At 57.1% G+C, this 12,900-nt stretch carries 14 protein-coding genes; 10 read left to right on the top strand and 4 right to left on the bottom strand.

Going from position 1 to position 12,900, the window contains the following annotated elements:
* Positions 1-3: 3 nt before the first annotated feature.
* From DC3_RS26115 to DC3_RS26130, 4 genes are all read right to left on the bottom strand, one after another.
* Positions 4-1,032 (bottom strand): ABC transporter ATP-binding protein, encoded by a 1,029-nt coding sequence (locus DC3_RS26115; protein ID WP_146890698.1) that lies wholly within the window; start codon positions 1,030-1,032, stop codon positions 4-6.
* Positions 1,029-2,513, bottom strand: coding sequence for an ABC transporter permease (locus DC3_RS26120; RefSeq protein ID WP_146890701.1), 1,485 nt, complete (start codon positions 2,511-2,513; stop codon positions 1,029-1,031). The genes DC3_RS26115 and DC3_RS26120 overlap by 4 nt, the downstream gene beginning before the upstream one ends.
* A 195-nt stretch (positions 2,514-2,708) precedes the next feature.
* On the bottom strand, positions 2,709-3,704 hold the full coding sequence (locus tag DC3_RS26125) for an iron ABC transporter substrate-binding protein (protein WP_146890704.1): 996 nt from the start codon (positions 3,702-3,704) through the stop codon (positions 2,709-2,711).
* 223 nt (positions 3,705-3,927) lie between these two features.
* On the bottom strand, positions 3,928-4,404 hold the full coding sequence (locus DC3_RS26130; RefSeq protein WP_146890707.1) for a hypothetical protein: 477 nt from the start codon (positions 4,402-4,404) through the stop codon (positions 3,928-3,930).
* A gap of 39 nt (positions 4,405-4,443) precedes the next feature.
* Here DC3_RS26130 and DC3_RS26135 point away from each other — a divergent pair, with 39 nt between their 5' ends.
* The 10 genes from DC3_RS26135 to DC3_RS26180 all read left to right on the top strand — a co-directional run bounded on the left by DC3_RS26135 (position 4,444) and on the right by DC3_RS26180 (position 12,770).
* The gene (locus DC3_RS26135; RefSeq protein ID WP_034344167.1) at positions 4,444-5,091 is read left to right on the top strand and encodes a response regulator; all 648 of its coding nucleotides are present in this window, start codon (positions 4,444-4,446) and stop codon (positions 5,089-5,091) included.
* Positions 5,088-5,312 carry a hypothetical protein gene (locus tag DC3_RS26140; protein ID WP_146890710.1) on the top strand — a complete coding sequence of 75 codons (225 nt, stop codon included), beginning with the start codon at positions 5,088-5,090 and terminating at the stop codon, positions 5,310-5,312. Before DC3_RS26135 ends, DC3_RS26140 begins: the two co-directional genes overlap by 4 nt.
* Before the next feature lie 10 nt (positions 5,313-5,322).
* On the top strand, positions 5,323-6,171 hold the full coding sequence (locus DC3_RS26145) for a serine hydrolase (RefSeq protein WP_146890713.1): 849 nt from the start codon (positions 5,323-5,325) through the stop codon (positions 6,169-6,171).
* Between the two features lie 157 nt (positions 6,172-6,328).
* Positions 6,329-7,198 carry a c-type cytochrome gene (locus tag DC3_RS26150; RefSeq protein ID WP_146890716.1) on the top strand — a complete coding sequence of 290 codons (870 nt, stop codon included), beginning with the start codon at positions 6,329-6,331 and terminating at the stop codon, positions 7,196-7,198.
* A 12-nt stretch (positions 7,199-7,210) separates the two neighbouring features.
* Positions 7,211-7,855 carry a QcrA and Rieske domain-containing protein gene (locus tag DC3_RS26155; protein WP_146890719.1) on the top strand — a complete coding sequence of 215 codons (645 nt, stop codon included), beginning with the start codon at positions 7,211-7,213 and terminating at the stop codon, positions 7,853-7,855.
* Positions 7,856-9,292: a cytochrome b gene (locus DC3_RS26160; protein WP_146890722.1), complete on the top strand. Its 1,437-nt coding sequence runs from the start codon at positions 7,856-7,858 to the stop codon at positions 9,290-9,292.
* Positions 9,293-9,359: 67 nt separating this feature from the next.
* A complete protein-coding gene (locus DC3_RS26165; protein ID WP_146890725.1) occupies positions 9,360-9,560 on the top strand; it encodes a hypothetical protein in 201 nt (66 codons plus the stop codon).
* 140 nt (positions 9,561-9,700) lie between these two features.
* Positions 9,701-10,435, top strand: a complete 735-nt coding sequence (locus tag DC3_RS26170) for a YebC/PmpR family DNA-binding transcriptional regulator (RefSeq protein ID WP_146890728.1) — start codon at positions 9,701-9,703, stop codon at positions 10,433-10,435.
* A gap of 212 nt (positions 10,436-10,647) precedes the next feature.
* Positions 10,648-11,436, top strand: a complete 789-nt coding sequence (locus DC3_RS26175; RefSeq protein ID WP_146890731.1) for a PSP1 domain-containing protein — start codon at positions 10,648-10,650, stop codon at positions 11,434-11,436.
* A complete protein-coding gene (locus DC3_RS26180; protein ID WP_146890734.1) occupies positions 11,436-12,770 on the top strand; it encodes a rhomboid family intramembrane serine protease in 1,335 nt (444 codons plus the stop codon). Before DC3_RS26175 ends, DC3_RS26180 begins: the two co-directional genes overlap by 1 nt.
* Positions 12,771-12,900: the final 130 nt, after the last annotated feature.

Below are 12,900 nucleotides of genomic sequence, written 5' to 3' on the forward strand. Positions count from 1 at the left end.
CCGTCACGACCCTCGTAACACTTGCGCTGCACCGTGAACAGCCACAAAGGCCTGCTGCCCTTCCATAAGCTGTGCGTTGTGGTGCGTGTGCACCAGCAGTTCCTGGTCTCCGCACATGCAGGTGTAGGTCACATCATGGCCCTTGTATTCCATGTACTTCACTGTGACCGGCACTCCCTGATCCACAAAAATGATGTCTTCTGGACGGATGGACAGCAGAACTGGACCTTTTGCCTCTTCACTGAGGGAGAGACGACCAAGACAGGTGTCGGCACTGTGGCCAGAAGCCCTGGCACTGATCAGGTTGCTGCGGCCCAGAAAGTTTGCCACAAATGCAGTGCGGGGGGCCTGATACACCTCTGGAGGGGAGCCAATCTGTTCGATCCTGCCTGCTCGCATCAGCATGATGCGGTCTGCAAAACTCAGGGCCTCCTCCTGGTCGTGGGTCACCAGAATGGCGGTCATCCCGGCCTCCCGCAAAATGGCTTTGACCTCCTGTCGGGTGGTGTGCCTGAGGGCAGCATCCAGGTTGGAGAAGGGTTCATCCATCAGAATGAGTTTCGGTCTGGGAGCAAGGGCACGGGCCAATGCGACCCGTTGTTGCTGGCCTCCGGAGAGTTCATGGGGGAAACGTTTGGCAAAGATGTTGAGGCCCACCAGACCCAGCACCTGTGCAGTGCGCTCTTCACGCTCTTTGCGAGACATGTTCTTCAGGCCAAACATGACGTTCTGGGTCACGTTCAGGTGAGGAAACAGGGCATAGTCCTGAAAGACCATTCCGACATTGCGTTTTTCAGGCGGCAGAAGCGACTGCTGGTCCATCAGGGTGTGGCCATCGAGAACCACCCTTCCCTGGTCTGCCCTTTCAAATCCGGCAATCACACGCAAGGTGGTGGTTTTGCCGCACCCGGAAGGACCGAGCAGAGCCAGCATCTCCCCTTTCTGAACCGTGAAGGAGAGGGCATCAAGCACGGCAGGAAACCCTGCTGCATAACGTTTGGTGAGGTGTTCCACCCGCAAAACTTCGGTCATTTCTTCTCCTGGAGCACCAGTGCTGCAAAAAGCCCGGACACCAGCACGATGGTGATGGCGTAGGGAGCAGCATCGGCAAACATGGCTTCTGAGGTGTAGGCCCACACGTTTTTGGCCAGCGTTTCAAATCCGATGGGGCTCAGCAGGAAGCTGAGGGGAAGTTCCTTGAGGACACTCAGGAACACCAGTGACAGGCTGGCCAGGAGGCCCGATCGCATCAGGGGAAAGGTGACCCTGGCAAAGGCCTGCATGGAGTTGTACCCCAGAGACCTCGCAGCTTCTTCCAGCCTGGGGGTGGCCTGATACAGACTGGCCCGCACCGGACCAATGGCTTCTGCCAGAAAGTGCAGCACATAAGCCCCGATCAGGAGGGTCAGCGTCTGGTAAATGCCCGGAACAGCTTTCAGTGAAAAGAACACCAGGGCAAGCGCAAGGGCCAGTGGAGGGGTTGCATACCCAAAATAGGCGCTGCGTTCAATCAGGCGGGTCCAGAAGCCAGGATAACGCACCCCCAGGTAGGCAGGTGGAATGGCCAGCACGGTGGTGAGCAGAGAGGCAGGAAGGGCCACCTGCACGGAATTCCACAGCACCTGTCCCCAGTCCTGCACCCCCTGTTCAATGCCCTGCCTGAGCCAGAAGAGGATGGCACTGAGCGGCACAATCAGGGTGGCTCCAGCGACCAGGGCCACAAAAACCAGGGCCGGGATGTTCCACATGCCGAGGTTCATCACAGGGGCTTTGCGTGCAGCCCCACTGCCGGATCTTGAGAGGCGCAGTCTGCTGAGCAGTCGGGCTTCCAGCCAGAGGGTGGAAGCGGTCACCGCCAGAAGCATCAGGGAAAGCCATGCTGCGTAAACACGGTCAAAAGCGGCGTTGTACTGCTGGTAGATGGCATAACTGAAGGTCTCGAAACGCATCAGGGACACCACCCCGAAATCCCCGAACACGTGCAGGGCAATCATCAGGCTTCCGGCGTACCAGGCAGGTCTGAGTTGCGGCAAGGTCACCTGCCAGAACACCTGCATGGGGCTGCGGCCCAATGATCTCGCAGCTTCTTCCAGGCTGGGGTCCAGGTTGCGCAGGGTGGCCCAGAAATTCATGAAGAGGTAAGGGAAATTGAACAGGGTCAGGACGCCCAGTGCACCCCAATACCCCACCGGGTGAGGCCAGCGAATGCCCGTCAGGGTTTCAATCATTCCCTGGGTGCCACTTGCAGCAAGAAGGGCATATGCACCCACGTATCCGGGAACCGCCAGAGGAAGCACACCCAGAAAAACCCCGACTTTGCGCAGCACAAAATTGGTGCGGGTGGTCAGAAAGGCCAGAGGGAGCGCAATCAGGGTCGCTGCAGTCAATGTGCCCAACATCAGGATCAGGGTGTTCCAGAGGAGTTCCAGATTGCGCACCCGGAACACAATCTCACGGAGGTCTGCTCCATCGGCCTGCAAGGCACGCAACACCAGATACACCAGGGGAATCATGACGCCCAGTGCGGTCAGACTGGACAGGACAACAAACAGTTTTGGTGGACGCGGAGAGGATTTCAGCACAAAGGTACCTGACACTGGGGACTTGCCATCATCAAGGTGACTATACCCATCGGATTTCCAGAATACAAAAACGGAGAGCACATTTGGCTCTCCGCTACAGTCACTTTAACAGACATCTGATGAGGGTTACAGCAATCCCACTTCACGCAGCAGCTTCTGGGCCTGCTCCAGACGGGGACCAAACTTCTCCTGATCGATCTTGGGGCTCAGTTTGGCAGCGTCTGCAAAGGGCAGCAGGGTGGAAGGCAGGATGGTGTTGTTGGCGGTGGGATACTCGAAGAGTTCTCCGGTGAAGAACTGCTGGGCTTTGGCACCCACCAGGTAATTCAGGAACTTCAGGGCATCTGCACGCTTCTTGCTGGTCTTCAAAACCCCAGCACCCGTCACCAGGGCGAGGCTTCCGGGGTCACCAGCCTGGAAGTAGTGGGTCCCGATGGGCGCACCGGATTTCACAAAACGCTGGATGTAGTAGTGGTTGGTGATGGCAATGTCAATCTCACCATTGCGGATGCCTTCCATCATGGCCACATTGGAAGCAGCATAGGATTTGGGCTCCAGAGCCTTCATGCCCAGCAGCCATTCTCTGGTGGCCGCTTCACCTTTCAGGGCAATCATGGCCCCCACGAAGTCCTGGAAGCTGGCGTAGGTGGGGGTCCAGCCGACTTTGCCCTTGAATTCAGGGTGTTTGGGCAGGTCCATCACGCTCTTCGGCAGGGCTTCGGGCTTGATTTTGGTGGTGTTGTAGGCCATCACCCGGAAACGCACAGAGAGGGGAATCCAGGTGTTGTTGTTGGGAGCGTAGGCTTCAGGGAACTTCTGGACCAGGCTCTTGGAGAGGGTGCTCAGCAGGCCCGCTTCATTGGCAATGCCGAGGGTGCCGGAACTGTTGGCCCACAGCAGGTCTGCAGGGCTGGCCTTGCCTTCTTCTTGAAGGGCAGCCAGGATGGCAGAATCGGTGGCGTAACGCACGTTCACCTTGATGCCCGTGTCTTTTTCGAACTGCTGAACGATGGGGTCAACGAGCCCTTTGCTGCGGCCCGTATATACAGTGATGCTCTTGCTCTGTGCCAGTGCAGCCCCTGCCAGCAGGCCTGCCAGTGTCAGTACGACCATTTTTTTCATGCGTGTCTCCCTGGAGGCAAGTGGAACCATGGGAAGATGGAAAAGTGTACGGAAAGGAATCCATCGGATTCCCATTGCCTCGTGTCAGCCTAAATCCTAAGTAAGGTACTCGGATTTGTCAACTAAGACACACAGGCATCCACCCAGTTCTGAACAAAAATGCAAAACAAAAATCCCGCAGATGCGGGACAGTGTTGTTTGATGACCTGTGTTTTGCTGGTCTTTATTGTGGCTGTACCCGGTCTGGAATCAGAAAAAGGCGAATCCAGTTCGGTGCATTCCAAACCCAGGATGCAGAACGCTGGAGCGTTGAAGTGGACACCATCTCGTACACTGCAGGCTGCAAACTCTGGCTTGGGTAAGCACCACTGGCACTGATCGGAAAGGACAGCACCACACTGGAGACCAGCACCAGACCCAGCAGGCCACCCATGACGCCTCCCAGGATCTTGTACATGAACGACTCCACCTGATTGCGCACCAGGAAGGCAAGCCCCTGAGAGAATCCCAGACCGACCACCAGGGTGATCAGGACTGCGACCCACCCGGTGAATGTTCCAAAGCTGGCCATGATGGGCAACAGCAGGAACACCACCAGTGCCCAGATTGCACCACCCACCCCACGCTTGAAGCCCAGAATCACAATGCCAGACCACAAAACCATGAGTAAAGCGTCGAGGATGTTCAATTGCCAAGTCATATGTCCTAGTATGACCTGTAAAAGCCGTAAAATAAAGTTATGATTCGAATCCTGCTGGTAGATGACCACGCCCTGTTCCGCCAGGGCATCAAGAGCCTCCTCGAAAGCGAAGGGGACATCCGTGTGATTGGTGAAGCGTCCAATGGCCGTGAGGCCATCCGTTTCGCTGCCGAGACCAAGCCCGACCTGATCCTCATGGACATCCAGATGCCTGAACTGGACGGAGTGAAAGCCTGCCAGAGCATCCTGGAAATCGATCCCCAGGCCAGGGTCATCATGATCACCATGTACCGCCAGGACAGTTATGTCTTTGAGGCCCTCAAGGCCGGAGCACGCGGTTACGTGCTCAAAGATGCAGACGCCAGCACCCTCATTGACGCCATCCGCCGGGTGGCCGAGGGCGAGGCCCTTCTGAACGCAGACCTCGCTCAAAACGTTCTGGACGACTTCCGTCACAAGAAGGAAGTTCTTCCCAGCGAGAAGCATGCCGACCTCAACGAGCGTGAGACCATGATCCTGCGTCTGCTGGCCCAGGGGCACAGCAACCAGGAAATTGCCATCAAGATGGACATCAGCGAGAAAACCGTGCGCAACAGGCTCTCAGAGATCTTCGCCAAACTGCAGCTCAACAACCGCACCCAGGCTGCGCTCTACGCCATCCGCGAAGGCATTGCCAACCTGGAATGAAGAAAAAAACCGAAGCCCAGAAACGCATGTTCAGGGCAGGCTGTCAGCGCACCTGGGAAATCACCACCCTGGAGCCTGACCTGGCCTACCTGGAACTGGCCTTTCCAGAGTGCCCCACCTGCCCCCACCGGGTGGAGCCTGAAGGAGCAAAGCCTTTCTGCACCCTGCGTCCCCAGGATGCCCCCCATCCTTTTGCAGGTCTGGGCAAGCTGAAGCTGTAAACTTCCCTCTGTGGACAAAGTGGACAAAAATGTGAATGCACTGCCTCCGGTTCTGGCCGAACTGGTCCAGCGTTTTGACGGTGAACTCTCGCTCTGTGTGTCAGACCTGCAGGGCGAGATGCTGTTCTGCCATGAAGCCCGTCAGGTGTTCAAAGCCGCCAGCCTGATCAAGCTTCCGATTCTGAGCTGTGCCCTGAAAACTGTGGAAACTGGAGCCCTCTCTTTGCAAGACAGGCTGCCCCTCGCTGCACAGGACCAGGTTCCGGGCGCCGGAGTGCTGCATGAGATGGAAACAGGTCTGGCCCTCACGGTGAAAGACCTCTTGACTTTGATGATCATTGTCAGCGACAACACAGCCACCAATGTGCTGATTGAGCGTCTGGGTCGGGACACCATCAATCGGCACATCCAGCAGATCGGCCTCAAAGACACTTTTCTGGTCGGGAAACTGCAGATGCCCCCTGAGCTCCAGAATGAACTTCAGAGGACAGGGCAGCGCAGCACCACCAGTGCCGCAGACATGAACCTGTGGCTCCTGAAACTCTGGCAGGGACAGTTGTTGAACCCTGAACACACGGCGCTGGCCCTTGGCATCCTCAAAAAGCAGCAGGACCGTCTGGTCATTGCACGCCGTCTCCCCCGCAACAGCGATGGAGAATTGATGTTTGAGGTGGCCAGCAAGAGTGGCGAGATCCAGTACCACAGGCACGACGTGGGGATTGTTTTTGCAGAAAAACCCTATGCAGTCAGCCTGCTGTCCAGAGGGTCAAAAGACCTGAGGGAACATCCCGATCACATCCTCACCTTAAGCCTGGCTGAGGTCTCTGAGCGAATTTTTTATCTCATGCAAGCCCTCTGAGACAGGTCTTTACATTTCGGGACGTTCGTCCCAACGTCACCTTGACAGTTGCATAAAATATAGGGATGTGTAGGTGTGAGGTCCCTCGGGCGGCGAGGAAGCTGAGCGGCACATGTTATGCTACTTGGTGCTAGATTTCCTGAGATAGGTAGGTCAAATGGAACGGAATGATACAACCATACCGGCAGTGTCCCTGATCGTGGCGGCAATATTCTGGGTGATATTGCTGTTCCTGTTCAACTCCACCCTGAAATCCCACCACGGTGCTGCCGAGGGTGCCAAAGAAGCACCTGCCGCTGCAACCGCCGCTGCCAGCGACTGGCAGACTGGCGGCAAAGCCATTTATGAAGCCAACTGCGCAGGCTGTCACGGTGCAGCAGGTGAAGGGGGCTTTGGTAAGGCCCTGGCAGGCAGTGGATTCGTCACGGGCGACCCTGCTGGAGTCATCAACATCATCCAGAAAGGCAAAGGCGGCATGCCCGCTTTCCCCCAGCTGAACGAAACCCAGCTTCTGGACGTGGTGAATTACATTCGCAACAGCTGGGGCAACAAAGCTGACATCGTCAGCCCTGAGATTTTCGCTGCCAAAGGAGATGAGGAAGCCAAACTGGCGGCCCTCAACCGCTCCCGTTTTGTGCCCGACCACCTGGGCCTGCCCGAAATTTTCCTGACCACCTTCATCATCATCCTGACCATCTACGGCCTGATTGGTCTGTACTCCGCCTGGGCTGAGGGCGAAACCCTGAAACCCGGCTTCCACGTGGTGCGCAGCAACAACCTGGCTTTTGGAGGCATTGTGCTCTCCATGGTGGGTGTGTTGTGGTTCGGCTACCTGTTTGTCAAACAGATTGTGATGGGCATTCAGGGCTCCGAAGCTGAAAAAATTCAGCCCATCAACGTGACGGCTGAAGGCACCTACGCAGCCATGGTGCTGCTCTTGCTGGCAGCTGCCCTGATGCTGTACAAGAAGTACTTCATGGACGGCGAAGCCCTGGTGGAAGACGCCTCCGGCGAATTCCCCTGGTAACGAGGAAAAAAGATGAGTGACGAAAAACTCCCAAAAAGTGAAATCAGTCGCCGCAAGTTCGTGACCGGCGCGCTTGGCGTCACTGCCGGTGTGGGTGTGCTGTCTCTGGCCAGCGTGGTGGGTGCACTGAAGCCCGCCAAACGTCCCCCCACGGCAGAGCAGAAACCCCCTGCCGCAGGTGACGTGCTGGTCCATGCAGGCGACACCAACAAAGGACAGCCCATCAAGGTCTCTGAACTGAAACCCGACGGCCAGATGATCAAAGCCTGGCCCAAAGGCGAAGTGGTCAAAGACCAGAACGACAACAACCTGCTGGTGTTGTTCCGCTACCCTGAAGGCACCCTCAAAGAGCCCACCAAGATGGAAGACACTGCTCAGGGCATCGTGGTGTACGGTGGCATCTGTCAGCACCTGGGCTGTCAGGTCAACCTGAAAGACGACGGGTCCCTGCTGTGCCCCTGCCACTCCGGTTCCTATGACCCCAAAGCAGGTGGTGAAGTGATCGGTGGACCACCTCCCCGTCCCCTCCCCCAGCTTCCCATTGAAATCAAAGACGACCAGATCGTGGTGAAGAGCTACTATGTGCGCCCCCGTTACGGTGAGTCTGTTTCTGACTGGCAAGCCAACCGTGCAGAGGCCGAAAAGGGAGGAGCGTAAATGAACCAGTGGCTTGACGAGCGTTTACACATCAGCCGCCTGAACGACAAGTTCCTGCGCAAAGCCTTCCCGGTGCACCACAGCTTCTTCCTGGGTGAAATCACCCTCTTTGCCCTGGTGATTTTGATTCTCAGCGGCATCCTCCTGACCTTCACCTACGAACCCAGCACCAAACTGGTGGATGGGGTCCCTGCTGCTTACGCCAGCATCCTGAAGATCAACAGCATGCCTTTCGGGGACATGCTGCGCCGCATCCACCACTGGAGCGCCAACATCATGGTGGGTGCTGCAGTGATCCACATGTTCCGCATCTACTTCAGTGGGGCTTTCAAACGTCCCCGTGAAATCAACTGGTGGGTGGGCTTCCTGCTGCTGATTTTCAGCGCCCTGACCGCTGTGACTGGCTACTGCCTTCCCTACGATCAGTTTGCTTTCGCCACCCTGAAAGTGATCTACGGCATCACCAGCAGCGTTCCCTTCATTGGCGGATGGCTCGCTGAACTGTTCTTCGCCGGGGCGTTCCCTGGTGAAGGCATCATCTCCCGCTTCTATGGCTACCACATCATGCTGCTTCCTGGCATCCTGCTGGGCCTGACCGCTGTGCACATGCTGCTGATGATCAAACAGAAGCACACCCAGCCCGGTTACGCCGCCAAGATCGCCTACAAGAAGATTGTGGGGGTTCCTCTCTCCACCCAGCAGAGCATCATCATGATCATCCTGTTCGTGCTGATGACCGCGATCATTGTGCTGTTCAGTGCCTTCATTCCGGTGCACCCTGTGGAAGTGTATGGCCCACCCAGCAACTCCACTCCTGCCATCAAGCCTGACTGGTACCTGCTGTGGATCTTCGGGATTCTGGCGATCATGCCCCCCGAATTCATCCACCTGCCTGAAGACCCCACCCTCATCACCCCCACCCAGCAGGCCCTGGCCACCCTGTTCAACCCCGAGTTCATCGGTGCCATGCTGATTCCCGGCCTGATCCTGGCTCCCGTCATGCTGGCTCCCCTGCTGGACCGTGGCAAGGAGAACCTGTACTACGCCGAAAACCCCACCGAGCATCCCAAGCGTCTGGCCCTGGGTCTTGCCTGGTGCGCCCTGATGATCGTGCTGTCAGTGGCAGGCTACAAGCCTGAAATTCAGACTGCATTCGAAAATGCCCGTGGTGTTGCCGAAATGGGTGCAGAGGCTGCTTCTGCCGCCAAAATCCAGATCGAAAACCAGGTCAAGATGATGCTGTACGCTGCCATTGTGGTGTTCCCCATCATCATTTACATCCTGACTTTCGGGATTGTTCGCATGATCAAGAACAGCCGTGAAAGTGACGCCCGTGAAATGAAAGCCTTCCAGGAAATGCTGGCCCGCGAAGCTGAGCAGGGCCATGGACATGGCGGTCACGGTGGTCATGGTCGTGCACACGGTCACGACGACTGAGCCCCAGTTCTGAAGCGCTCTGGAGGCGATGCATGCAGCATCGCCTCCTTTTTTGGAGAATGAAGACATGTCAGACACCCTGCGTTACTTTGCTGAACAGGCCAGAGCCCTGAACCTGGAGCTGCAGAATCTGAAAGAGAGCCCGGTTGAAGACCTCAGGGCCTTCACCGAACAGGTGCTCACCGAACTGGTGGCTCTGGGTTTACTGGAAGACACCAGCAGCATCGGGTGCTATACGCATTACGCTGGAAAAGGCGGAGATGCATGAGACAGCCTCCAGCCTCCAATTTTTGATACAATACCTGGGCTGAGCCTGAAAAGGCTGACTCACACACAAGAACCGGGCAATTTTCGGAGGATTTCTCTGAAAACCTGCCCGATGTGCTGAAAATCCCCAGAGGTGCAACCATGGCAGGTCATAGCAAGTGGTCCCAGATCAAACGCAAAAAGGGTGCCAACGACAAAAAACGCAGTGCCATCATCAGCAAACACATTCGTGCCCTCACCAATGCCGTGCGCAGTGGCGGAAGTGGCGATCCTGCAGGCAACCTGGCACTGAAAAACGCCATTGCCGCAGCCAAAGCGGACACCGTTCCGGTGGACAACATTGAAAATGCCATCAAGCGGGCTGCAGGGGCCAGCGAAGGGGCCACCGAGTACAAAGAGATCGTGTACGAGGGGTACGGGCAGGGCGGAACTGCCATCCTGATTGAAACCCTGACCGACAACGTCAACCGCACGGTGGGCGAGGTGCGGTCCGTGTTCAACAAAAAAGGTGGCAACATGGGCAACAGTGGCTCTGTGGCCTGGCAGTTCGACAAAAAGGGCATCATTCAGCTGAGCAAGAACTCTCCTGAGGCCCAGGAAGCCGCCATCGAACTGGGTGCCGAAGACATCGAGGAAAACGAAGATGGAACCCTGACCGTCTACACCGCCCGTGCAGACCTCTTTACCGTCTCCGAAGGCCTCTCGGGAGCAGGTTTTGATGTCACAGAGGCCAGCCTGCAGAACATTCCCCAGAATACGGTGGCCCTCAGCAGCGAAGACGCCGAGAAGCTGATGGTGCTGATCGAGGCTTTGGAAGACCTCGATGATGTGCAGACCGTGACTTCCAACGCCGATTTCAGTGCGCTGGAAGAATAAAAAACTCTGATTGACCATGACCGGGCAAGTGCCCGGTTTTTTGCTGCCTTCTCATGCAGAATCATGCGGTTTACATTCTGGGCAGGTCAGGACAGGTACAATGGCTTAAATTCTGAATCCGGGAGCCTGTAAGGCTTCCACTCAGATGAAAGATGATCCCTTTCGTCCTGTCTGTTTCAGCGTTGGCAGGATCTGAATCCACAGGAGCAAGCATGTTCACCCAGGCAGTTCGCTTTGACAATGGTCCCAAACTCCACCCGATGTCCACCGAGACCTTATATCCGGTGAACACCCATGTGATTGTCCAGTCCAGACGGGGGCTGGAAGTCGCTCTGGTGCGCACAGAGCATCAGGAAACCCCCAGACGGGATCATGGTGGCATGATCCTGCGCGCCGCAACCCCCGAAGACCTGCAGGCCCGTGAAGAGAACCAGAAACGGGCCGAAGAGGTCAAATGGTACCTGCGGGCCAAAGTCCGTGCCCGCAAACTTCCCGTGAAGATTGTGTCGGTGGAATTCACCCTGGACCAGTCCCTGCTCACCATGGCCTACAGCGCAGAAGAGCGGGTGGAACTGTCCAGCCTGATTGCAGACCTGCGCCACATCACCCCCGCCAAGGTGAATTTCTTTGCTGTGGGCCCAAGAGAACAGGCCGCCACCCTGGGTGCCCTGGGCATGTGCGGACGGGAATCCTGCTCCAGCACCCACTTGCAGGAGTTTGCCCCGGTCAGCATTCGCATGGCCCGAGACCAGCAGTTGCCCCTCAATCCCGAGAAACTCTCTGGCCCCTGTGGTCGCCTGCTGTGCTGCCTGCAATACGAGCATGAAATGTACCAGGAACTGCTGGCCGAATTGCCCAGAAAGAACGCCAAGATGTGCCACACCGAATCTGGAGCCTGCGGCAAGGTGGTTAAACTCAGTCCCCTCAGAGGCACCCTGGAGCTTCTGACTGAGGATGGCACCATGATTGAAGGCAAACCCGAGGAGTTCAGCAAACTGTGATGGACACGGGCGCACTGAACAGCTGGGGGTGGCTCCTGCTTGCAGGGGTCATGGTGTACCTGGCTTTCACCGTGCTGTCCCGTTTCTCTGAAGCCAGTGCCCGCTTTGTGCTGGCTGCGGGAATGGCTGTCCTCAGTTACCTGCACCCCGATTACTGGTGGCTGGGAATCATTGGCCTGGTTCAGGCCATGCTGCTGATCTTCATCCACTGGAGGGTGATCTATGGGCATCCCCATCTGCTCACCTGGATTCGCCTGACGGTCTTCACGCCAGAACTGCGCAGCCACTTTGAGCGCCTGTGGCTGCAGTGGAGGGGCCTCAGGCAGCTTCCCTTGCCGGAACACCCCCTTAAAGGGGATGTGCTGTACGTGCTGCAGGACGCCAGCATGCAATCCCTGAGAAGCACCATCCAGAGTCCCTCGCTGGACATCCTCATGGCCCTCCTCTCCCCTGATCCGGCCCAGACCTATGCAGCTTCCCGCAAACTCAAGATCGACTCTGGGTACTGGGTCGGACGGGCCATGTTCCTGCAGGGCCAGCAGACCCAGGACAACGTGAACCTGCAACTCGGCGCCCAGCGGATGCTCTCCAGCCTGAATGCCCGTGAAGAACTCTTCGCATGGAAACTGCTGGATGCAGAATCCCTGCTGGCCCCCTACGGTCTGCACATCAAGGAAGCCTTTCTGGCCCGCACACGCAGCACCCCTGCCACTTACACCCTTCTGGCCCTGATGGGACTCTTCTTCCTGTGGCAACTGGAAACCGGAGCCCTCAGCAGCATCCGTGGTCTTTCTGCCCTCGGGGCAAACCTGGGTGCTTACACCCTGGAGAGTGGAGAATACTGGCGGTTTGTCACCAGCATCTTTCTGCACGGTTCATGGCTGCACATTGGACTCAACGGGTTCTATCTCTTCCAGATCGGCAGGGAACTGGAACGCAAGATCGGCCCCAATGCCCTGATGTTTGCCTTCATCGTCTCAGGGGTGGTGGGAAGCCTCTTCAGCTCCCTCTTCGGGCATGCAGATGCCTCGGTGGGGGCCAGCGGAGGTCTGTTCGGACTGGTTGCTCTGGAAGCCACCCTGGCCCGTGGAGGGTTGCAACAAAGGCTCCGGAAACTGTCCACAAATCTGGGATCACTGCTCACCATGTTCCTGATCGGTTTCCTGATCCCAAACATCGACAACTGGGCCCACCTCGGGGGTTTGCTCACAGGTCTGCTGCTTGGTCTCAGCTACAGGCAACCCAGCCGCCAGGAACAGGCCGTCATGGGCGTGGTGGCAAGTGGCATCCTGCTGTGGGGTGTGATCAGCCTGCTGCTGTACCGCGCAGGCTGAAGCAGAATAAGCGTGAACACTTACGCAACTGGACTTGCAACCTCAAAAAAACCGTGCTATCATTCCCCTTGCCTAAGTCCGGGTCCTTAGCTCAGTCGGTAGAGCATGCGTCTCCAAAACGCAGGGTCGT

The sequence above is a fragment of the Deinococcus cellulosilyticus NBRC 106333 = KACC 11606 genome, from assembly GCF_007990775.1.
GTDB classification, from domain to species: domain Bacteria; phylum Deinococcota; class Deinococci; order Deinococcales; family Deinococcaceae; genus Deinococcus_C; species Deinococcus_C cellulosilyticus.

Excerpts from the sequence above, each read along its gene's own strand:
- DC3_RS26155 (WP_146890719.1), top strand. The coding sequence starts at position 7,211 with ATGAGTGACGAAAAACTCCCAAAAAGTGAAATCAGTCGCCGCAAGTTC.
- DC3_RS26115 (WP_146890698.1), bottom strand. The coding sequence starts at position 1,032 with ATGACCGAAGTTTTGCGGGTGGAACACCTCACCAAACGTTATGCAGCA.
- DC3_RS26165 (WP_146890725.1), top strand. The coding sequence starts at position 9,360 with ATGTCAGACACCCTGCGTTACTTTGCTGAACAGGCCAGAGCCCTGAAC.
- DC3_RS26180 (WP_146890734.1), top strand. The coding sequence starts at position 11,436 with ATGGACACGGGCGCACTGAACAGCTGGGGGTGGCTCCTGCTTGCAGGG.
- DC3_RS26170 (WP_146890728.1), top strand. The coding sequence starts at position 9,701 with ATGGCAGGTCATAGCAAGTGGTCCCAGATCAAACGCAAAAAGGGTGCC.
- DC3_RS26120 (WP_146890701.1), bottom strand. The coding sequence starts at position 2,513 with ATGATTCCCCTGGTGTATCTGGTGTTGCGTGCCTTGCAGGCCGATGGA.
- DC3_RS26160 (WP_146890722.1), top strand. The coding sequence starts at position 7,856 with ATGAACCAGTGGCTTGACGAGCGTTTACACATCAGCCGCCTGAACGAC.
- DC3_RS26135 (WP_034344167.1), top strand. The coding sequence starts at position 4,444 with ATGATTCGAATCCTGCTGGTAGATGACCACGCCCTGTTCCGCCAGGGC.
- DC3_RS26150 (WP_146890716.1), top strand. The coding sequence starts at position 6,329 with ATGGAACGGAATGATACAACCATACCGGCAGTGTCCCTGATCGTGGCG.
- DC3_RS26175 (WP_146890731.1), top strand. The coding sequence starts at position 10,648 with ATGTTCACCCAGGCAGTTCGCTTTGACAATGGTCCCAAACTCCACCCG.
- DC3_RS26125 (WP_146890704.1), bottom strand. The coding sequence starts at position 3,704 with ATGAAAAAAATGGTCGTACTGACACTGGCAGGCCTGCTGGCAGGGGCT.
- DC3_RS26140 (WP_146890710.1), top strand. The coding sequence starts at position 5,088 with ATGAAGAAAAAAACCGAAGCCCAGAAACGCATGTTCAGGGCAGGCTGT.
- DC3_RS26130 (WP_146890707.1), bottom strand. The coding sequence starts at position 4,404 with ATGACTTGGCAATTGAACATCCTCGACGCTTTACTCATGGTTTTGTGG.